21 protein-coding genes are annotated in these 20,434 nt (G+C 38.1%); all 21 read left to right on the plus strand.

Features of this window, described 5'->3' with window-relative positions:
- Positions 1–264: 264 nt before the first annotated feature.
- A complete protein-coding gene (locus HCH28_RS24410) occupies positions 265–600 on the plus strand; it encodes a putative DNA-binding protein (protein WP_054550507.1) in 336 nt (111 codons plus the stop codon).
- 12 nt (positions 601–612) lie between these two features.
- Positions 613–1,971, plus strand: coding sequence for a signal recognition particle protein (gene ffh, locus HCH28_RS24415; protein ID WP_221683435.1), 1,359 nt, complete (start codon positions 613–615; stop codon positions 1,969–1,971).
- 94 nt (positions 1,972–2,065) lie between these two features.
- Positions 2,066–2,338 (plus strand): 30S ribosomal protein S16, encoded by a 273-nt coding sequence (gene rpsP / locus HCH28_RS24420; RefSeq protein WP_004269411.1) that lies wholly within the window; start codon positions 2,066–2,068, stop codon positions 2,336–2,338.
- Between the two features lie 15 nt (positions 2,339–2,353).
- Positions 2,354–2,587 (plus strand): KH domain-containing protein, encoded by a 234-nt coding sequence (locus HCH28_RS24425; RefSeq protein WP_134018983.1) that lies wholly within the window; start codon positions 2,354–2,356, stop codon positions 2,585–2,587.
- Between the two features lie 371 nt (positions 2,588–2,958).
- Positions 2,959–3,474 carry a ribosome maturation factor RimM gene (rimM, locus tag HCH28_RS24430; protein ID WP_221683436.1) on the plus strand — a complete coding sequence of 172 codons (516 nt, stop codon included), beginning with the start codon at positions 2,959–2,961 and terminating at the stop codon, positions 3,472–3,474.
- Positions 3,474–4,211, plus strand: a complete 738-nt coding sequence (gene trmD, locus HCH28_RS24435) for a tRNA (guanosine(37)-N1)-methyltransferase TrmD (protein WP_221683449.1) — start codon at positions 3,474–3,476, stop codon at positions 4,209–4,211. Before rimM ends, trmD begins: the two co-directional genes overlap by 1 nt.
- 116 nt (positions 4,212–4,327) lie before the next feature.
- Positions 4,328–4,672, plus strand: a complete 345-nt coding sequence (rplS, locus tag HCH28_RS24440; RefSeq protein ID WP_004269407.1) for a 50S ribosomal protein L19 — start codon at positions 4,328–4,330, stop codon at positions 4,670–4,672.
- Positions 4,673–4,777: 105 nt separating this feature from the next.
- A complete protein-coding gene (gene lepB, locus HCH28_RS24445) occupies positions 4,778–5,347 on the plus strand; it encodes a signal peptidase I (protein WP_221683437.1) in 570 nt (189 codons plus the stop codon).
- Between the two features lie 55 nt (positions 5,348–5,402).
- Positions 5,403–6,278 carry a ribosome biogenesis GTPase YlqF gene (ylqF, locus tag HCH28_RS24450; RefSeq protein WP_004269405.1) on the plus strand — a complete coding sequence of 292 codons (876 nt, stop codon included), beginning with the start codon at positions 5,403–5,405 and terminating at the stop codon, positions 6,276–6,278.
- A gap of 164 nt (positions 6,279–6,442) precedes the next feature.
- Positions 6,443–7,204, plus strand: coding sequence for a ribonuclease HII (locus HCH28_RS24455; RefSeq protein ID WP_221683438.1), 762 nt, complete (start codon positions 6,443–6,445; stop codon positions 7,202–7,204).
- 56 nt (positions 7,205–7,260) lie between these two features.
- Positions 7,261–9,147 (plus strand): hypothetical protein, encoded by a 1,887-nt coding sequence (locus tag HCH28_RS24460; protein ID WP_221683439.1) that lies wholly within the window; start codon positions 7,261–7,263, stop codon positions 9,145–9,147.
- Positions 9,144–9,446, plus strand: a complete 303-nt coding sequence (locus HCH28_RS24465; RefSeq protein ID WP_048391628.1) for an EscU/YscU/HrcU family type III secretion system export apparatus switch protein — start codon at positions 9,144–9,146, stop codon at positions 9,444–9,446. Before HCH28_RS24460 ends, HCH28_RS24465 begins: the two co-directional genes overlap by 4 nt.
- 162 nt (positions 9,447–9,608) lie before the next feature.
- Positions 9,609–10,769, plus strand: coding sequence for an ADP-forming succinate--CoA ligase subunit beta (gene sucC, locus HCH28_RS24470; protein WP_221683440.1), 1,161 nt, complete (start codon positions 9,609–9,611; stop codon positions 10,767–10,769).
- A 17-nt stretch (positions 10,770–10,786) separates the two neighbouring features.
- Entirely contained in the window at positions 10,787–11,689 is a 903-nt protein-coding gene (sucD, locus tag HCH28_RS24475) for a succinate--CoA ligase subunit alpha (protein ID WP_004229280.1), read from the plus strand.
- A gap of 198 nt (positions 11,690–11,887) precedes the next feature.
- Positions 11,888–12,784 (plus strand): DNA-processing protein DprA, encoded by an 897-nt coding sequence (gene dprA / locus HCH28_RS24480; protein ID WP_221683441.1) that lies wholly within the window; start codon positions 11,888–11,890, stop codon positions 12,782–12,784.
- A gap of 91 nt (positions 12,785–12,875) precedes the next feature.
- Entirely contained in the window at positions 12,876–14,954 is a 2,079-nt protein-coding gene (gene topA, locus HCH28_RS24485; RefSeq protein ID WP_221683442.1) for a type I DNA topoisomerase, read from the plus strand.
- A 19-nt stretch (positions 14,955–14,973) separates the two neighbouring features.
- Complete coding sequence (trmFO, locus tag HCH28_RS24490) at positions 14,974–16,287, plus strand: FADH(2)-oxidizing methylenetetrahydrofolate--tRNA-(uracil(54)-C(5))-methyltransferase TrmFO (RefSeq protein ID WP_221683444.1); 1,314 nt, start codon at positions 14,974–14,976, stop codon at positions 16,285–16,287.
- 287 nt (positions 16,288–16,574) lie between these two features.
- The gene (gene xerC, locus HCH28_RS24495; protein WP_004229272.1) at positions 16,575–17,474 is read left to right on the plus strand and encodes a tyrosine recombinase XerC; all 900 of its coding nucleotides are present in this window, start codon (positions 16,575–16,577) and stop codon (positions 17,472–17,474) included.
- 21 nt (positions 17,475–17,495) lie between these two features.
- Positions 17,496–18,041, plus strand: a complete 546-nt coding sequence (gene hslV / locus HCH28_RS24500; RefSeq protein WP_004229270.1) for an ATP-dependent protease subunit HslV — start codon at positions 17,496–17,498, stop codon at positions 18,039–18,041.
- The gene (gene hslU, locus HCH28_RS24505) at positions 18,041–19,441 is read left to right on the plus strand and encodes an ATP-dependent protease ATPase subunit HslU (protein ID WP_221683447.1); all 1,401 of its coding nucleotides are present in this window, start codon (positions 18,041–18,043) and stop codon (positions 19,439–19,441) included. The genes hslV and hslU overlap by 1 nt, the downstream gene beginning before the upstream one ends.
- Positions 19,442–19,528: 87 nt before the next feature.
- A complete protein-coding gene (gene codY / locus HCH28_RS24510) occupies positions 19,529–20,308 on the plus strand; it encodes a GTP-sensing pleiotropic transcriptional regulator CodY (RefSeq protein WP_004229266.1) in 780 nt (259 codons plus the stop codon).
- Positions 20,309–20,434: the final 126 nt, after the last annotated feature.

The following is a 20,434-nucleotide window of genomic DNA, read 5'->3' on the forward strand; positions in this document are numbered from 1 at the left end:
TTTATCTCTTCTCTATTGAGAAAGCTGGATGCTTAGTTTGCTTCAGTTTTTGAACAAAATTGGATAAAGTGACACTGACACGTAATAGATAAAGACGCTCGATTGTGTAGAGGTGAATTGACTTGTTTAAAAGAGTAATACTAGCCAAAGGCAAAAAACGCCTGAAAGCTGCAATTTAGGCTTTTAGACAAGGAGATTACCTTGACACAGACGGGCGCTTTTCGTTATGATACAAATGACTAATAGCGGGAGGAGAAACATTCGATGCTACTTGAAAAAACAACACGCATGAACTTTCTCTTCGACTTTTATCAAGCATTATTAACAGATAAGCAAAGAAGTTATATGGAGCTATACTATTTGGATGATAACTCTCTAGGAGAAATCGCTGAATCGTATGGTGTTTCACGCCAAGCTGTTTATGATAACATTCGTCGAACTGAAGCGATGCTTGAGGAATATGAAGAAAAATTATGTTTACTTGAAAAATTTCAACAACGTACCCAAATGCTGTTACAGCTAACACAGGGGATTACAGAAAAAAGTATGACAGCTGAAGAGCAGCTAGCACTTATTGAACAGCTGAAAGAATGGGATTAGGAGGCGAAAGCAATGGCTTTTGAAGGATTAGCGGAACGACTCCAAGGAACGATCCAAAAGATTAAAGGCAAAGGAAAAGTATCTGAGCAAGACGTTAAAGAAATGATGCGAGAAGTCCGATTTGCTTTAATCGAGGCGGATGTTAACTTAAAAGTAGTCAAAGAATTCGTGAAAAAGGTAAGTGAACGTGCTGTTGGTGTTGATGTTATGCAAAGTTTAACACCAGGTCAGCAAGTTATTAAAATTGTACAGGATGAACTAACAGAATTAATGGGGGGCGAACAAAGTCCCATTAAGTTTAATACGAAGCCACCCACTGTCATTATGATGGTTGGTCTACAAGGTGCAGGTAAAACGACCACTACAGGTAAATTGGCAAATGTTCTACGAAAAAAATATAATCGTAAACCATTATTAGTTGCCGCTGACGTTTATCGTCCAGCAGCTGTCCAACAATTACAGACATTAGGAAAACAGTTATCACTACCTGTTTTTGCGTTAGGTACTGAGGAATCTCCTGTAGAAATTGCACGTCAGGCAATTGAATTGGCAAAGGAAGAGCATCATGATGTAGTGATTATCGATACAGCTGGTCGACTTCATATCGATGAAGACCTAATGCAAGAGTTAAAGGATATTCGTGCATTAAAAGAGCCAGATGAGGTTTTCCTAGTTGTTGACGCCATGACGGGTCAAGATGCAGTCAATGTAGCAGAAAGCTTTAATGAAGCAATCGGTATTACTGGGGTTGTTTTAACAAAACTTGACGGTGATACGCGTGGTGGTGCTGCATTATCTATCCGTTCTGTGACGCAAAAACCAATTAAATTTGTCGGGATGGGCGAAAAAATGGATGCGCTTGAACCATTCCATCCAGAGCGTATGGCATCTCGTATATTAGGTATGGGCGATGTTCTGTCACTTATCGAGAAGGCTCAGGCAAATGTAGATGAAGCCAAGGCAAAAGAATTAGAAGAAAAGTTTAAATCTCAAACATTCACTTTTGATGATTTTGTCGAGCAATTACAGCAAGTCAAGAAAATGGGCCCTCTTGATGAAATTTTAAAAATGCTACCAGGTGCTAACAAAATCAAAGGCTTAGATAATGTAAAAGTTGATGATAAGCAAATGGGGCGTGTAGAGGCCATTATTTACTCGATGACGCCTGCTGAAAAGACCAACCCAGAAATCATTAATGGTAGCCGTAAAAAGCGTATTGCGAAAGGCTCTGGGACATCTATTCAAGAGGTGAATCGTCTCATTAAACAATTCGATGAAATGAAAAAAATGATGAAGCAAATGACTGGAATGGCAAGTGGTAAAGGGAAGAAAAAAATGAAATTACCAGGCTTTGATTCATTGTTTAAATAATAATTTTTAGGTGTTAAGAAAAAACACTTTACAAACAACCTAAACATTGATAATATACTATCTTGTGTGAAACTTATTCGGAGGTGCTATTAAAATGGCAGTTAAAATTCGCTTAAAACGTATGGGAGCTAAAAAATCTCCTTTCTATCGTATCGTAGTTGCAGACGCACGTTCACCACGTGACGGTCGTCAAATCGAAACAGTTGGTACTTACAACCCACTAACTCAACCAGCTACTGTAAACATTGATGAAGAGAAAGCTCTTAAATGGTTAGCTGACGGTGCAAAACCATCAGATACAGTACGTAACCTGTTCTCAGAACAAGGTATCATGGAAAAATTCCATAACCAAAAATTCAGTAAATAATCGGGGGCGACGTCTTTGAAGCAGCTGATTGAAGCAATCGTTTTACCGTTAGTCGATTATCCAAAAGAAGTTCGTATTGAGACGGATGAAAATGCAAATCGAATTGTTTATAAACTTTTTGTTCATCCAGAGGATAGAGGGAAAGTCATAGGCAAGCAAGGGCGAGTAGCAAAAGCGATTCGTACAATTGTTTATTCAGCGGCAGGTAGTCACCATCAAAAGAAGACCTACGTCGATATATTGGATTAATAGAAAAGATTTTCACGCTCTTGCAACAAGTACTAGTGAGTCCTGATAGGTGTGTTTACATGTCGCTTAGGAGTTCAAAGTGGCCTTTAGTATAAAGCGTAAAATCTGGACGAAAAAGGAGGGAGCTTGTAGGTTCCTTCCTTTTTTTATCTTTTTTTAACATCAGCATATCGCTATGATTTCTGTTTAAGTGGAAATTAAAGCTTAAATAAGGAGTATAGCTAAAGGATATTGCTTATATTATTGTTGACAAGACAAATGAGTCTTAGCTAAAACTACATTCTTCCAAATCACATCTGCAAGAACGGAACCTTTTTTGGATGAGCCAGATGCATTGTGAAGATAAGCATGTTTTTACGAGGTGAAATAGAATGGAATGGTTTAATGTAGGTCGAATTGTCAATACGCACGGTATTCGTGGTGAGGTACGTGTATTATCGACAACAGACTTTGAAGAAGAACGTTTTGCGGTAGGAAATAAGCTTGCTGCCTTTAAAAAAGACGATAAGAAGCCAACCTGGGTAACGATTGACTCTATGCGTCGTCATAAAAACTTTATTTTATTAACTTTTGAAGGCATGAACAATATCAACTTGGTTGAGCCATTTAAAGAAGGCATGCTGAAAGTGACAAAAGATCAAATGACTAATGATCTTCTTGAAGAAAATGAGTTCTTTTTCCATGAAATAATAGGCTGTACAGTTATTTCTGAAGAGGGCGAAACAATCGGTGTTGTAGCAGATATCCTGCAAACAGGGGCAAACGATGTATGGGTAGTGAAAGGGACTAAGAAAGAACACTATATCCCTTATATAGAAGATATCGTGAAAGATATTGATGTTATGGACAAAAAAATAGTCATTCATGTTATGGAAGGCTTATTATGATGAATATTCATGTATTGAGCCTGTTCCCTGATATGTTTTCAGGCGTTTTTGGTGCATCTATTTTAAAGAAGGCCCAAGAAAAGGGAGCTGTAAATTTAGAGGTAACGGATATTCGTACATTTTCAGGGAACAAGCATAATCAAGTTGACGACTATCCATATGGTGGTGGTGCAGGTATGGTATTAAAGCCTGAACCAATGTTTAGTGCAGTAGAGGCTATTACTGCAGGTAAACAGCCACGTATCATATTAATGTGTCCCCAGGGTGAACGATTTACGCAGAAAAAAGCAGAGGAGCTAGCGCAGGAAACAGAGTTAGTGTTCTTATGTGGTCATTATGAAGGCTATGATGAGCGTATACGTCAGCATCTCGTGACAGACGAGATTTCCATTGGCGATTTTGTCTTAACAGGTGGGGAATTAGGCGCTATGACTGTTATTGATAGCGTAGTTAGATTGTTACCTGGAGTCTTAGGACAAGAGGATTCTCATATCCAGGATTCTTTTTCAACGGGTCTCCTTGAGCATCCACATTATACACGTCCTGCGGAGTTCCGTGGCATGAAGGTACCTGATGTTTTATTATCGGGGAATCATGCTAAAATCGAGCAATGGCGAGAGGAACAGTCGCTGAAAAGAACTTTTGAGCGCCGTCCTGACTTACTTGAGCAATACCCATTAACAGACAAGCAAAAATTGTATCTAGAAAAACTAAAAAACAATCGTCAAGATGCTTGATTGCTAAATCTATTTATGATAACATCTAATCTGTACTTCTATGTGGAGTACTGAATTACGGTGTTCCGCTGTGGCATAGATTGCGTGCAAGAGCATCTGTCTAAGGAGAGAAAACAATGTCAAACATTATTGCAGAAATTACAAAATCTCAGCTTCGCTCTGATCTACCAACTTTCCGTCCTGGTGATACTGTTAAGGTACACGTGAAAGTAGTAGAGGGTACTCGTGAACGTATCCAAATTTTCGAAGGTGTAGTAATTAAACGTCGTGGTGGCGGAATTAGCGAAACTTTCACAGTTCGTAAAATTTCTTACGGTGTAGGTGTTGAGCGTACATTCCCTGTACACACACCAAAAATCGCTAACTTAGAAGTTGTACGTCGTGGTAAAGTACGTCGTGCTAAACTTTACTACCTACGTAACCTACGTGGTAAAGCTGCTCGTATTAAAGAAATTCGATAATTATGACTTAAAAGTGAGGGGCTTGTGTTCAAGCCTCTTTTCTTTTTGCTTGTCATCTTTATTCACTATCATCTAAAATGGTGTTAGACAAGGGGGCAATTCTCAATGGAAAAACAAGTGAAAGAAAAAAATGAATTATGGGAATGGACAAAAGCACTATTAATTGCATTTGCGATTGCTGCAGTTATTCGATATTTTTTATTTACACCCATTGCAGTTGATGGAGAGTCCATGATGCCAACCCTTGAAGATGGCGACCGAATGATTGTGAATAAAATTGGTTATAAAATAGGTGAGCCTAAACGTTTTGATATCGTTGTATTTCATGCACCTGAACAAAAAAATTACATAAAGCGTGTAATTGGATTGCCAGGAGATACACTAGAGTATAAGGATGATCAATTGTATATAAATGGTGAGCCAATTGATGAACCCTATTTAGATGCCTATAAAGCACAAATCACAGAGGGAACTTTAACAGAAGATTTCACCTTAAATGATATTGATCTTTCCTTGGATAGCAATACTATTCCTGAGGGGTATATCTTTGTTATGGGAGATAATCGTCGATATAGTAAAGACAGTCGACATATTGGCCTTGTGAACCAAAAAGAAATTATTGGTAATACCAGTCTGATTTTCTGGCCATTTAGTGACATAAAAATTGTAAAGTAATGTATGAAAGGGAGAGCAAATTACTCCCTTTTCTTTTAGTTTAGGAGGTATAGCTGTGACGATACAATGGTTTCCAGGGCATATGGCTAAAGCCCGACGTGAAGTAACTGAAAAATTAAAGCTTGTCGATATTATCTTTGAATTAATAGATGCACGTTTACCGCTATCCTCACGTAATCCGATGATTGACGAAGTCATTAACCAAAAACCTCGTCTTTTGATCTTAAATAAAGCGGATATGGCAGATGAACAAGAAACACGGAAATGGGTAGAGTATTTTGCAAAGCGTGGCCATAAAGCAGTAGCCATTAACTCACTTGAGGGCAAGGGCTTACAGCAAGTCACAAAAGCGGCACAAGAGATTTTAAAAGAAAAATTTGATCGCATGAAAGCAAGAGGAATGAAGCCTAGAGCTATTCGTGCCATGATTGTGGGTATTCCAAACGTGGGAAAATCCACATTGATTAATCGATTAGCGAAAAAAAATATCGCTAAAACGGGCAATACACCAGGTGTGACAAAGGCACAGCAATGGATCAAAGTTGGTAAAGAGCTTGAACTATTGGATACACCAGGTATTTTATGGCCAAAGTTTGAGGATCAAGAAGTAGGCTTTAAATTAGCTTTAACTGGAGCTATTAAGGATACTATTACAAATATGGAAGACCTAGCTGTCTATGGGTTGCGATTCTTATCTAATCATTATCCAAAGCGTATGGATGAGCGTTACGGTCTCGAGTTTATCCATGAGGAGTTAGTGGATACTTTTGACCATATTGGTAAGCTACGTCGTGTATTTGGTCCTGGTGGAGAAATAGATTATGACCAAGTAGCTCAACTAATTGTTCGAGATATCCGAGGATTACAATTAGGTAAACTTACCTTTGATTTTGTGGATGAGCAGTTAGAAAAAGAAACTGAACAATTATAAGTATTTAAAACTGTCACACGTTCTTTTGTGACAGTTTTTCTTTTAGGAATACATTTTTTAACCGATAATGACTATAGAGAGGAAAATAGTTTTCGAGTTAAAGAGACTACATAAGAACTGAACATGCTATAGTTTGAATGAATAGAAGCAAGAAGGAGTACACAATGAAAACCATTAAGGAAATTACAACTGCATTGAAAGCTGCTGAGGAATGGCAAGATTGGATGAAAGAAATTACAGCGGATGAAAGAGCAGGTGTACAAAAGGCATGGCTAACTTGGCAAAAGAGACAAGATAAAAAACATCAATTACTGCAAGAGCATCAAAAAAAAGTTGCATTCGATTTAAGCTATGGGAAAACAGATACATTTATTGCAGGTGTAGATGAAGCAGGACGGGGACCGCTAGCAGGGCCAGTCGTAACGGCAGCAGTAATTTTACCGACAAATTGTGAGGCACTTGTTGGTCTGAACGACTCAAAGCAATTATCGAAGGACAAACGAAATGGCTTTGCAACATTAGTTAAAGAGCATGCCGTAAGCTATTTTATTCATTTTCAATCTGCCCAACAAATTGATGAACTGAATATATATGAAGCAACAAAACAATCTATGAAGGTAAGTGTTGAATCATTGTCGACAAAGCCTGATGTTGTTTTAGTAGATGCTATGACATTACCTATTACAATTCCTCAAGATTCGATTATAAAAGGAGATGCTAAGAGCTTAGCGATAGCAGCTGCATCCATTTTAGCTAAAACAGCACGGGATGAGTATATGGAGCAATTAGACGAGGAATTTCCAATGTATGGATTTGGGCAACATGCGGGGTATGGGACAAAGCAACATTTAAAAGCGTTAGAGGAATTTGGACCGACTATTCACCATCGTAAATCATTTGAACCAATAAAATCTATGTTTTCATAAAGCTAAAAAACGGTAGACAATTACACGAAGGAGTAATTGATGAAAGGAGTATGTATATGACAGCCACATCATTTAATCCAATTCAACTGCAGCAAAATGCAATGACTTCGACAAATCAACCACTTGCTTTAAAACAAGGACAAGTATTTCACGGAACAATTAAGCAATTATATCCAGATCAAATGGCAGAAATCCAAGTAGGTAATCAAAAATTTATAGCTAAACTCGAAGTGCCGTTAAAAGCTGGGGATGCCCATTTCTTTCAGGTAACAGGGACAAATCCACAAACGGAATTGAAAATAGTGACTGGACCGATGGCGCAGGCATCCACACCAAATCAGCAAATTAATCAGTTATTAGAATCCATGAATTTGCCTAAATCACCAGAAATGCAGCAATTATTAGGGCATTTTATGAAAGCACAGCTACCCATTTCTAAAGAACAAATGCTGCAAGCTGAAATGTGGTTAAAGGCATTACCAGAGGGTATATCAAAAGTAGATGCTCTACAAACCATTCAAAAAATGATAGAGCTAAAAATGCCTATGATAAACGATGTGTTTCAAGCATTGATGAGTGGTCAAAAGACATCTGGTATGACTGCTATCATGGATAACTTTGCTCAACTTTTAGCGAAGGATACAACCCTATCTGAGTCATTGAGGCAAAATTTATTGCAACAAGTACAAGCGATTGCCAAGCCCTTTGAAGTAGAAACGGGTAGTGCAGTGCTTGCAAGGCTTTTACAAAGTTTAACGAATAGTGCTGCGACAGTGAATGAAAAAATGCAAGCTTTATCAATGCTAAAAGAGTCGGGGATTCTTCCTCAGCAGGCTACATTGCAAAACTGGTCAAAAATTGAAGCAAAAGCCTTTCAGCCAATACAGCAAGCTGGTCAAGTTATTCAAACCATTCTTGCTACAAAGTCAGAAAATGCTAGTCAACTGGTGGCACAGCTTAAATCATGGACCGAAAGTCAAAATTTATTAACGAATGAGCAAAAACAGCATATCAATCAGCTGGTGGATCGTTTTAATCAGTTACCAGTATCAAAACAAACGCTAGAGGTTTTTGCTAAACAAATGCAGGATCAGTTATTAAAAGCATTTACTCAAAATACAGCTGATCGTTTATTTACACAGGATGCCCATGCACTTTCAGTGAAAGATCATTTGTTATCCCTATTTAAGCAAGAGGCCAATTCGACTTCACAGAATGAGGCACTCATGCGCAATCTAGTGAAAAATAGTATTAATTCTTCGCAACCATTTATACAGCAAGTTGTGACACAAGCAGATGCACAAGTACAAAATTCAATGGATAGTAAGGCGATGGAGCATGCACTTAAAACGGTGTTGAAAAATTTAGGAATTAGCTATGAGGCAACATTAGGAAACAAGTCGGCTGATTTACAAATGATTGCGCATCAGCTAAAGCCACAACTCCATACATTATTGCAGGAAACTAATATACCACCTCAAATGAAGGAAGCGGCAGAGATGCTTATGACGCGTATGAATGGAATGCAGCTATCTTCAGGAGAAAACGGTCATCAACATCAGCTTATCATGCAAGTTCCACTTGAATTTTTTGGAAAGAAGATGGATGCAACCTTACAATGGAATGGTCGCATGAAAGATAATGGCAAAATTGATGCTAACTATGCACGCGTATTATTTTATTTACAAATGGCATCTATGCAAGAAACAGTGATTGATATGCAGGTTCAAAATAGAGTTGTCACAGTAACGGTCTTTAATGAAAATTCGGAAATTCAATCACTTGCTGAGCCGTTGAAGGCTGCTTTAAAAATTGGGTTGGCTGAAAAAAATTATCAACTTTCAGGTGTGTTTATTAAACAATTTGACAAAGGGCAAACGGAAAAAGTAGGTCCTGTAGTAGAACAGCGAGAGGAGCAGAGTGGGGTGGATATCCGCGTATGAGCGAAGAAAAACTTACTCGGAAAGAGGCAATTGCGCTTACGTATAAGCTTGGTCAATTTGATAGTCCCACTGTTGTAGCAAAGGGAAAAGGGAAAATTGCCGAGAACATTTTGGCAAGAGCAAATGAGCATAATGTGCCGATTTATGAGGATCCTAACCTTGTGCAGTTGCTTGGTCAATTAGATTTAAACGAGTCTATTCCTGAAGAATTATATCAGGCAGTAGCAGAAGTTTTCGCATTTATTTATCGTTTGGATCAGCAACATGCGCAAAAATATAGAAAAAATGAATTATTCTGACTATTTTTACAAGCTGTTTTAGTACACAAAATAGAAAAAAGTGTCATAATAAGAGAGAAAATTCGAACTAAAGACAAAGTGTAGACTTTATCAGAATCTTTCGTTAGAATAGTCTATGTTAGTAAAACAATTCTATGCAAATGTTTGATGGGAGGATGTATTATGAATATCCATGAATATCAAGGGAAAGAGATTCTGAGAAAATATGGTGTAGCTGTACCAAACGGAAAAGTTGCTTTTTCCCCTGATGAAGCAGTAAAAGTAGCGAAGGAACTTGGCTCAAACGTAACAGTAGTCAAGGCGCAAATCCATGCAGGTGGACGCGGTAAAGCAGGCGGTGTCAAAATCGCTAAAAACCTTGACGAAGTGCGCACATACGCAAAAGAGTTATTAGGAAAAATTTTAGTGACTCATCAAACAGGTCCAGAAGGAAAAGAAGTAAAACGTTTGTATATTGAAGAGGGTTCTGATATCCAAAAAGAATACTATTTAAGTCTAGTATTAGACCGTGCTACATCTCGTGTAACAATGATGGGATCTGAAGAAGGCGGTATGGATATTGAAGAAGTAGCAGAAACAAATCCGGAAAAAATCTTCAAAGAAGTAGTAGATCCTGTAGTTGGATTAACAAGCTTCCAAGCACGTCGTATGGCGTTTAATATGAACATTCCAGCAAACCTTGTAGGGAAAGCTGTTAAATTAATGTTAGGCTTATATCAAGCATTTATCGACAAAGATGCATCGATTGTAGAAATTAATCCACTTGTTGTAACTGGACAAGGTGAAGTAGTAGCATTAGATGCTAAATTCAATTTTGATGCCAATGCATTATATCGACATAAGGATATTGTCGAATTACGCGATTTTGACGAAGAAGATGCAAAAGAGATCGAAGCTTCAAAATATGACCTAAGCTATATTTCATTAGATGGAAATATTGGCTGTATGGTTAACGGTGCTGGTCTTGCCATGGCAACGATGGATACAATTAGTTATTATGGCGGAAGCCCTGCTAACTTCCTAGATGTAGGGGGCGGTGCAACAGCTGAAAAAGTAACAGAGGCTTTCAAAATTATCCTTTCTGATTCAAACGTAAAAGGCATTTTCGTCAACATCTTTGGTGGAATTATGAAGTGTAACATTATTGCTGAGGGTGTTGTAACGGCTGCTAAAGAGATTGGTTTAGCTGTGCCATTAGTTGTACGTTTAGAAGGTACAAATGTTGAACTTGGAAAAGAAATTTTAAATGCATCTGGTTTAAACATCGTTGCAGCGGATTCAATGGCTGACGGTGCACAAAAAATTGTGGGACTAGTAGGCTAAGGAAGGCAGGGAGAACAATGGCTGTATTTATTAACAAAGATACGAAGGTAATTGTACAAGGGATTACGGGCGAAACAGCTCTATTCCATACGAAGCAAATGCTTGAGTATGGTACTAAAATCGTAGCAGGTGTAACACCAGGTAAAGGTGGACTTGAAATCGAGGGAGTTCCTGTTTTCAATACAGTAGCAGAAGCTGTAGCTGCAACAGGTGCTACAACTTCAGTTATCTATGTACCTGCACCATTTGCGGCAGATGCAATTTTAGAAGCTGTTGATGCTGAATTAGAATTAACAATCTGTATCACAGAGCATATTCCTGTCCTTGATATGGTTAAGGTTAAACGTTATATGGAAGGCAAAAACACTCGCCTAGTAGGTCCAAACTGTCCAGGTGTTATTACAGCTGATGAATGTAAAATTGGTATCATGCCTGGTTATATTCATACAAAAGGCCATGTAGGAGTTGTTTCTCGTTCTGGTACATTAACATATGAAGCAGTACATCAATTAACACAAGCTGGAATTGGTCAAACAACTGCAGTAGGTATTGGTGGAGACCCTGTCAATGGTACAAACTTCATTGATGTACTTGAAGCCTTTAATAACGATCCAGAAACTTACGCAGTTGTTATGATTGGTGAAATCGGTGGTACAGCTGAGGAAGAAGCAGCTGCATGGATTAAAGCAAATATGACAAAACCTGTTGTAGGCTTTATTGGTGGACAAACTGCACCTCCTGGCAAACGTATGGGTCACGCTGGAGCTATCATTTCTGGTGGTAAAGGAACAGCAGCAGAGAAAATTAAAGCAATGAACGAAGCTGGTATTGAAGTTGCAGAAACACCTTCTGTAATTGGTGAAACATTGATTAAAGTAATTAAAGAAAAAGGGCTATACGAAAAGTGTAAAACCCATTAAAATGGAAGATGTAGCCATTACGGCTACATCTTTTTCATTATTTATACACTGTTTATCATACTTCATTCAACAATTACCTACTTACTTATGAAGAAATCAACAATTTTGTGGCAGATTTTATAAATAATAATGCAATGTTGTGTTGAAAATTATCATGCGGTCATTTAATTTCTTCTATTATAAAAGGAGGTTTATTGAATGATTCTCGCAGTAGATACGCAGAGATTACTAGCCTTACATTATGTATACCCATTACCACTTCAGAAACTTCAGCAATTGTTGTCCCCTGTGAATATTTTAAGCTCTTTTGAAGACATTCATTATGACGACATCGCAAAAGTTTTACAAATATCAGCACATAAAGCACATCAACTTTCTCAGCGCTTTCGACAAATTATGACAACGCCACTTGAAGAGGCCTATGCACGGGCTAATATTTTCCCCATCCCGTTTTATCATCCCTATTTCCCGGCGCAATTATTTGAAATATCAAGTCCACCTACTGTATTGTATGTGAAAGGTCAATATTCCCTGTTAACAAATAAAAAACAGATAGCTATTATAGGCTCTAGGAAGGCGACAGCGTATTCAAAAAGAGCGATAGACTTAATTGTCCCGCCACTTATTCAACGTGATTATACGGTTGTTAGTGGGCTTGCAAGAGGTGCAGATACAATGGCACATAGGGCGACTATCGATATGGGCGGTCATACAATAGCGGTGCTTGGACATGGTTTTAATTATCTCTATCCATCAGAAAACCGCATTCTTGCTACACAAATGGCAGAGCACCAGTTATTAATGACAGAATATCCCCCTTATATGAAGCCTGAAAAATGGCATTTCCCAATGCGTAACCGGATCATTAGTGGTTTATCTCGAGCATTAGTTGTGACAGAAGCGGCATTAAAAAGTGGCACGCTTATTACAACAGAGCTTGCATTAGAGCAAGGAAAAGATGTATTTGTGGTACCAGGACCTATAGACGCAACTCAATCAAAAGGGACAAATCAATTGCTTTTTGAAGGAGCAATTCCCATAGTGAATGGTCATCAAATCATTGAAACATTAGACCTCTTTTCTAACAAAAATTGAAAAAAAGTTGCATTATCTTAAAATCTGTTATACATTTTGCAACAGGTAACTTAAAAAATTAGTAATAGACCTCGCTAAGGGGGAGACATAGATGGCGGATTATTTAGTGATTGTAGAATCACCAGCAAAAGCAAAAACAATTGAACGTTATTTAGGAAAGAAATATAAGGTGAAAGCGTCGGTTGGACACGTACGGGATCTTCCACGTAGTCAGATGGGCGTTAGCGCGGAAAATAATTTCGAGCCTAAATATATTACGATACGTGGTAAAGGACCTGTGTTACAGGAATTAAAGTCTGCAGCTAAAAAAGTAAAGAAAGTTTATCTAGCGGCCGATCCAGACCGCGAGGGAGAAGCAATTGCTTGGCACCTTGCGACTGCATTAAATATTGATATTCACTCAGATTGTCGTGTTGTATTTAATGAAATTACTAAAGATGCAATTATAGAGTCTTTTAAAAATCCACGTCCAATTAACATGGACTTAGTAGATGCGCAGCAAACAAGACGTATATTGGATCGACTTGTTGGCTATAACATTAGCCCAATTCTATGGAAAAAGGTGAAAAAAGGTTTATCAGCAGGTCGGGTACAATCTGTAGCACTACGTATGATCATTGATCGTGAAAATGAAATTAAAAACTTCCAACCTGAAGAATATTGGACAATTGAAGGAACGTTTGAAAAAGGAAAAAAATCATTTGATGCCCTTTACTATGGGAATGGTAAAGACAAAATAAAATTAACAAATGAAGCACAAGTAAAGGCAATCTTAAAAGATGTTAAAGGAACAAACTTTGATGTTGTCAATGTAACGAAAAAGGAACGTAAGCGTAATGCTGCACCAGCCTTTACAACATCATCTTTACAGCAAGAAGCAGCACGAAAATTAAATTTCCGTGCTAAAAAGACCATGATGCTAGCTCAGCAATTATACGAAGGTATAGATATTGGAAAAAAAGAGGGGACAGTCGGGCTAATTACTTATATGCGTACTGATTCCACACGTATTTCTGATACGGCAAAAGCAGAAGCGGTTACGTACATTGAGGGCAAATATGGAAAAGAATACATTGCAACAGATATAAAACAAACAAAGAAAGCTTCAAATGCACAGGATGCGCACGAAGCAATACGTCCAACAAGTACAATGCGGACACCGGATGAATTAAAGACGGTACTTAGCCGTGATCAGCTACGCTTATATCGCTTAATTTGGGAGCGCTTTATTGCGAGTCAAATGGCACCAGCAGTACTTGATACTGTAGCTGTAGATCTTCAAAATGGTGATGTTTTATTCCGTGCAAATGGCTCACAAGTTAAATTCGCAGGCTTTATGAAACTATATATTGAAGGTACTGATGATCAAACTGAAGAGACGACAAAACTTTTACCTGAGATGGAAATTGGTGATCAAGTAAAATCGCTTGAAATCGAGCCTAAACAACATTTTACACAGCCACCACCACGTTATTCTGAGGCGCGACTTGTTAAAACAATGGAAGAACTAGGAATTGGGCGCCCGTCCACATATGCACCGACCCTCGATACAATTCAGCGCCGTGGCTATGTTGTATTAGATGCTAAACGATTTATGCCAACAGAGCTAGGAGAGATCGTACACCAACTCGTACTAGAATTTTTCCCAGATATCATAAACATCGAATTCACCGCACAAATGGAACAAGATTTAGATGATATTGAAGAAGGCAATCGACAATGGAAAAAAGTTGTGGAAGAATTTTACAAGGACTTTGAAGTCCATGTAAAACATGCGGATGAAGCTATGGAAAAGGTTGTCATTAAAGATGAGCCTGCAGGGGAAGACTGTGAGCTTTGTGGATCTCCAATGGTCTTTAAGCTTGGACGATATGGCAAATTTATGGCTTGTTCTAATTTCCCGGATTGTCGAAATACAAAAGCGATTATGAAGCCTATTGGTGTGAAATGCCCTTCCTGTGAAACGGGCGAGATTGTGGAGCGAAAAAGTAAAACAAAGCGTCTATTCTATGGTTGCAATCAGTATCCTGAATGTGAATTTGTCTCATGGGACAAGCCAATTAATAGACCATGTCCAAAATGTAGTGCATTATTAGTAGAGAAAAAGATAAAAAAAGGTGTGCAAATTCAATGTACGAAGTGTGACTATGAAGAAGCACCTACTCAATGATAGGAAGATGGTAAGAAACATGACTGAACAAGTAGTAAATGTAATTGGAGCTGGACTGGCAGGTAGTGAGGCAGCTTGGCAAATTGCTAAGCGGGGTATAAAAGTTAAACTTTATGAAATGCGTCCAGTAAAGCAGACTCCCGCGCACCATACTGATAAATTTGCAGAACTTGTTTGTTCTAACTCATTGCGGGCAAACGGTTTAACAAATGCTGTAGGCGTTATCAAAGAAGAAATGCGTATGTTAGATTCTGTTATCTTAAAGGCAGCAGACCAATGTTCAGTACCAGCTGGAGGGGCCTTAGCAGTAGATCGTCACGAATTTGCAGGGTATGTAACTGATACTGTGAAAAACCATCCACTTGTGGAGGTTATTCATGAAGAAGTCACAGAAATTCCAGAAGGTATTACAGTTATTGCAACAGGACCTTTAACTTCAAAAGCTTTAGCTGAAAAAATTCAAGGTTTAACTGGTTTAGATTATTTATACTTTTACGATGCAGCAGCACCTATTATCGAAAAAGATAGTATTGATATGAATAAAGTTTATTTAAAATCTCGTTATGATAAAGGGGAAGCGGCTTATTTAAACTGTCCTATGACAAAGGAAGAATTCGATCGTTTCCGCCAAGCATTAATCGAAGCTGAAGTTGTACCATTGAAGGAATTTGAAAAAGAAATTTACTTTGAAGGTTGTATGCCAATTGAAGTCATGGCAGCTCGTGGAGAGAAAACTATGTTATTTGGTCCGATGAAGCCAGTAGGTCTTGAGGATCCAAAAACAGGAAAACGTCCATATGCAGTTGTTCAACTTCGTCAAGACGATGCAGCAGGCACGCTTTACAACATTGTAGGCTTCCAAACGCATTTAAAATGGGGGCCACAAAAGGAAGTGCTACAGCTCATTCCTGGGTTAGAGAATGTAGAAATTGTTCGCTATGGCGTCATGCACAGAAACACCTTCATTAATTCACCGAAAGTTTTAGAAAAAACATATCAACTTCGTGAGCAAAAGAATATTTTCTTTGCAGGTCAGATGACTGGTGTAGAAGGCTATGTTGAATCAGCAGGTAGTGGATTAATTGCAGGAATAAATGCAGCTCGTTTAGCATTAGGACAAGAGCCCATTATTTTCCCATTCGAAACGGCATTAGGAAGCATGGCGCGTTATATAACAGAAGCACAGTCTAAAAACTTCCAGCCTATGAATGTAAACTTCGGCATCTTCCCTGACTTACCGCCTGGTCGTCGTTCTAAACCAGAGCGTGCGGAAATGCATGCAACACGCGCAATAAGCACAATTCGAAATTTTGTGAATTCACAAACAATTTAATTGCCAAAAGCCTCTAAAAGTTGTTATACTCTTAGAGGCTTTTTCTTTTTGTAGACAAAATGCTTAATTAGACGTATTTTATTATTTTGTATGGAGTTTTTCTCAAAATATAACTATTTACACTTGCTATATTATGAAGATAGGTTTAGTGTCAATATGTATGTTTATTAATGATAAGAAAAACGATACAAACTTGTAAGAGATGACAAAGAATTGTATATCCGTTATATTACAAGTGTCAGTCATTTAAGAAAATTATTAATAAATTATTGGTGGTGAATCTTTCTGTGTTAGTTTCGTCCCAAGATGCACTCGAACAGTTCATGCTTTACATCCAAGTTGAAAAGAACTTCTCTGTTCATACAGTGCGAGAATATGAATCAGACCTGCTAGATTTTTTAACCTTTTTACAAACGGAGGGAATCGATGATTTAGCAAGTGTTGAATATATACATGCACGTCTTTATGTAACAAAGTTGTACGATGAGAAAAGGGCAAGGGCTTCTATTTCAAGGAAAATTTCTTCGATACGCTCCTTTTTTCGCTTTCTAAATAGACAGTACGGATTAGATGACGGAGCATTTCGTTCGCTTTATCATCCGAAAAAAGAATCACGTTTACCTAATTTTTTCTACGAAGAGGAATTGAAACAGTTATTTGATGCGAATACTGGTGATGATTTGAAATCATTAAGAAATATAGCTATATTAGAGCTGTTATATGCAACAGGTATTCGTGTGAGTGAACTGACTTCAATTCAAGTAGAGGATGTAGATTTTCATTATTCGATTATACGAGTAATGGGCAAAGGTCGAAAAGAACGAATCATTCCATTTGGTCAATTTGCGAGTTTAGCAATGCAGGACTACATAGAGCAAGCTCGTCCACGATTGATGAAAAAAACGAATCATCTGCAGTTGTTTGTTAATATGCGTGGTGGGGAACTTACTCCTAGAGGGGTACGTCATATTTTAAACGAAATGATTGACAAGGCCTCACTCCATACAAAAATTTACCCACACATGCTTCGCCATACTTTTGCTACTCATTTATTGAATAATGGCGCAGATTTGCGGACGGTGCAGGAGTTATTAGGTCACTCACATTTATCTTCTACACAAGTTTACACACATGTAACAAAAGAGCATCTTCGTCAAACATATATGAATGCTCATCCAAGGGCATAATAGAGCTAAGGAGGAAGGCAGATGGGACAAATTCATGCAACAACGATATTTGCGGTTCATCATAACGGAGGCTGTGCCATGGCTGGTGATGGTCAAGTAACATTGGGAAATGCAGTTGTGATGAAGGGTACAGCAAGGAAGGTCAGACGTCTGTTTAATGGGCAGGTCCTCGCTGGTTTTGCAGGTTCAGTTGCTGATGCCTTTACACTTTTTGAAATGTTTGAAGGCAAATTAAATGAGTATAACGGTAATTTACAACGCGCAGCCGTTGAGGTAGCGAAGCAATGGCGTGGTGATAAAATGCTGCGTCAGCTAGAAGCGATGCTACTAGTAATGGATAAAACGACTTTATTACTCGTTTCGGGTACAGGAGAAGTGATTGAACCTGATGATGGCATTTTGGCCATTGGCTCTGGGGGCAATTATGCATTGTCTGCAGGTAGAGCATTAAAAAAATATGCAGGTGAAACAATGACTGCTCGTGAAATTGCTGAAGCGGCATTAGAAACAGCTGCTGAAATCTGTGTATTTACAAATCATAATATTATCGTGGAGGCGCTGAACTAATGACACAAAAAAATTTAACGCCAAGACAAATTACTGAGCATTTAGATCGTTACATTGTTGGGCAGAATGAAGCTAAGCGAGCAGTAGCTATTGCGTTACGAAACCGCTATCGTCGTTCGTTGTTAAATGAAGATATGAAGGCTGAAGTTATTCCGAAAAATATTTTGATGATTGGGCCAACTGGTGTCGGTAAAACAGAAATAGCCAGAAGGATTGCAAAGCTTACCAATGCCCCTTTTGTAAAAGTTGAAGCGACAAAGTTTACCGAAGTAGGCTATGTGGGTAGAGATGTTGAATCAATGGTCCGTGACTTGGTAGAAGCTTCTCACCGTCTAGTTAAAGAAGAAATGATGGAGTCTGTCAAGGAACAAGCAGAACAATTAGCAAATGAAGCAATCGTGAAACTTTTGGTGCCTTCTTTACGTAAAAAACAGGCGATGCAAAATCCGTTTGAAATGCTATTTGGTGGGAAAGAACAACCAACAAATGATGATTCATCAGCAGATGATGGAGAAGTTCGCTCGAAGCGTGCTCAAATTGCAATTGATCTACGCAATGGTAAGTTAGAAAATGAGTGGGTTACTGTAGAGGTAACAGAACAAAATCCATCCATTTTTGATGCGTTACAAGGAACAGGAATGGATATGTCTGCGAATAGTGGTATGCAGGATATGCTATCTAGTTTAATGCCTAAAAAACAGAAAAAACGCCGTGTGCAAGTAAAAGACGCGCGTCGTATTTTAACAATAGAAGAAGCAAATAAGCTGATAGATGCTGATGAAGTAGCACAGGAAGCCATTAATAGAGCTGAGCAAACGGGCATCATTTTTATTGACGAAATCGATAAAATTGCTAGTAAAGAAGGAAATACTTCGGCGAATGTCTCCCGCGAAGGAGTTCAACGTGACATTTTACCAATTGTAGAAGGTTCTACTGTCACTACGAAGTATGGTGCAGTGAAAACAGATTATATGCTGTTTGTTGCTGCTGGGGCATTTCATATGTCAAAACCATCAGACCTAATTCCCGAGTTACAAGGCCGTTTTCCAATTCGGGTAGAGCTTGAAAAATTAACAAAACAGGATTTTGTCCGTATTTTACAAGAACCAGATCAATCATTAATTCTGCAATATAAAGCGCTTTTAGAGACAGAAGGCGTAGAAATTCATTTCACGACAGATGCTATTGAACGAATTGCTGAGATAGCAACTGAAGTGAATCAGGAAACAGACAATATTGGAGCTCGTCGTTTACACACAATATTAGAACGTTTACTGGAAGAACTATCGTTTGAGGCATCTGAGATTGCGCCAGCGAGTATTCCAATCAATGCGGCGTATGTGGATCAAAAACTTGCGGGAATTGTAAAAAACAAAGATTTGTCACAGTTTATACTGTAAGATAAAGCTGATTAGTATCATTCAATAGTAAAAACCTTTAGAATATTTAGTAAATACTCTTCGGATTATTTATAGGAGGAACATATAATGAATTTATTAGAAAAAACACGTAAAATTAACTCGATGCTTCAAGCTTCTGCTGGTAAGCCTGTAAACTTTAAGGAAATGGCAGATACACTAGGAGATATTATTGATAGTAATGTCTATATTTTAAGCCGTAAAGGTAAATTATTAGGTATTTCAATTCACCAACAAATTGAAAATGAACGTATGAAAAAAATGTTTGAAGAGAGACAATTCCCAGAGGAATACACACATAGCTTATTTACGATCTCTGAAACATCTTCAAATTTAGATATTAATAATGAACATACTGCTTTCCCAGTAGAAAATAAAGATTTATTCCAAAATGCTTTAACAACAATTGTACCAATCGTTGGCGGTGGTGAGCGTTTAGGCACTCTAATTCTTGCTCGTTTATCTTCACAATTTGAAGATGATGATCTAATTTTAGCTGAGTATGGTGCAACAGTAGTTGGGATGGAAATTTTACGTGAAAAGTCTGAAGAAATTGAAGAAGAAGCTCGTAGCAAAGCTGTCGTGCAAATGGCTATTAATTCACTTTCGTACAGTGAGTTAGAGGCAATTGAACACATTTTCGAAGAACTTGATGGTAATGAAGGTTTACTAGTTGCTTCTAAAATTGCTGATCGAGTGGGTATTACACGCTCAGTGATCGTAAACGCATTACGTAAACTTGAATCAGCTGGTGTCATTGAATCTCGCTCTTTAGGCATGAAAGGTACTTATATTAAAGTGCTAAACGATAAATTCTTAAATGCTTTAGCAGAAATTAAAATGAAATAAATACTTTTTTTAAGAAGCTAATGAAAGCGTCTATGGTAAACATAGACGCTTCAGACTGTAGACAAAAGCCCTCGAGAAGTTCACTCTCGAGGGCTTTTATCATTTTTCTTCCTATGTCGTCTTGAT

This window comes from Lysinibacillus sp. K60 (genome assembly GCF_019731275.1).
Classification (GTDB): Bacteria; Bacillota; Bacilli; order Bacillales_A; family Planococcaceae; genus Lysinibacillus; species Lysinibacillus capsici.

Bases quoted from the DNA above. Each gene is read 5' to 3' on its own strand.
- codY (WP_004229266.1), top strand. From the start codon at position 19,529: ATGAATTTATTAGAAAAAACACGTAAAATTAACTCGATGCTTCAAGCT.
- topA (WP_221683442.1), top strand. From the start codon at position 12,876: ATGGCGGATTATTTAGTGATTGTAGAATCACCAGCAAAAGCAAAAACA.
- lepB (WP_221683437.1), top strand. From the start codon at position 4,778: ATGGAAAAACAAGTGAAAGAAAAAAATGAATTATGGGAATGGACAAAA.
- hslU (WP_221683447.1), top strand. From the start codon at position 18,041: ATGACACAAAAAAATTTAACGCCAAGACAAATTACTGAGCATTTAGAT.
- HCH28_RS24455 (WP_221683438.1), top strand. From the start codon at position 6,443: ATGAAAACCATTAAGGAAATTACAACTGCATTGAAAGCTGCTGAGGAA.
- rpsP (WP_004269411.1), top strand. From the start codon at position 2,066: ATGGCAGTTAAAATTCGCTTAAAACGTATGGGAGCTAAAAAATCTCCT.
- HCH28_RS24465 (WP_048391628.1), top strand. From the start codon at position 9,144: ATGAGCGAAGAAAAACTTACTCGGAAAGAGGCAATTGCGCTTACGTAT.
- rimM (WP_221683436.1), top strand. From the start codon at position 2,959: ATGGAATGGTTTAATGTAGGTCGAATTGTCAATACGCACGGTATTCGT.
- trmD (WP_221683449.1), top strand. From the start codon at position 3,474: ATGAATATTCATGTATTGAGCCTGTTCCCTGATATGTTTTCAGGCGTT.
- rplS (WP_004269407.1), top strand. From the start codon at position 4,328: ATGTCAAACATTATTGCAGAAATTACAAAATCTCAGCTTCGCTCTGAT.
- ffh (WP_221683435.1), top strand. From the start codon at position 613: ATGGCTTTTGAAGGATTAGCGGAACGACTCCAAGGAACGATCCAAAAG.
- dprA (WP_221683441.1), top strand. From the start codon at position 11,888: ATGATTCTCGCAGTAGATACGCAGAGATTACTAGCCTTACATTATGTA.
- sucC (WP_221683440.1), top strand. From the start codon at position 9,609: ATGAATATCCATGAATATCAAGGGAAAGAGATTCTGAGAAAATATGGT.
- HCH28_RS24460 (WP_221683439.1), top strand. From the start codon at position 7,261: ATGACAGCCACATCATTTAATCCAATTCAACTGCAGCAAAATGCAATG.
- sucD (WP_004229280.1), top strand. From the start codon at position 10,787: ATGGCTGTATTTATTAACAAAGATACGAAGGTAATTGTACAAGGGATT.
- trmFO (WP_221683444.1), top strand. From the start codon at position 14,974: ATGACTGAACAAGTAGTAAATGTAATTGGAGCTGGACTGGCAGGTAGT.
- hslV (WP_004229270.1), top strand. From the start codon at position 17,496: ATGGGACAAATTCATGCAACAACGATATTTGCGGTTCATCATAACGGA.
- HCH28_RS24410 (WP_054550507.1), top strand. From the start codon at position 265: ATGCTACTTGAAAAAACAACACGCATGAACTTTCTCTTCGACTTTTAT.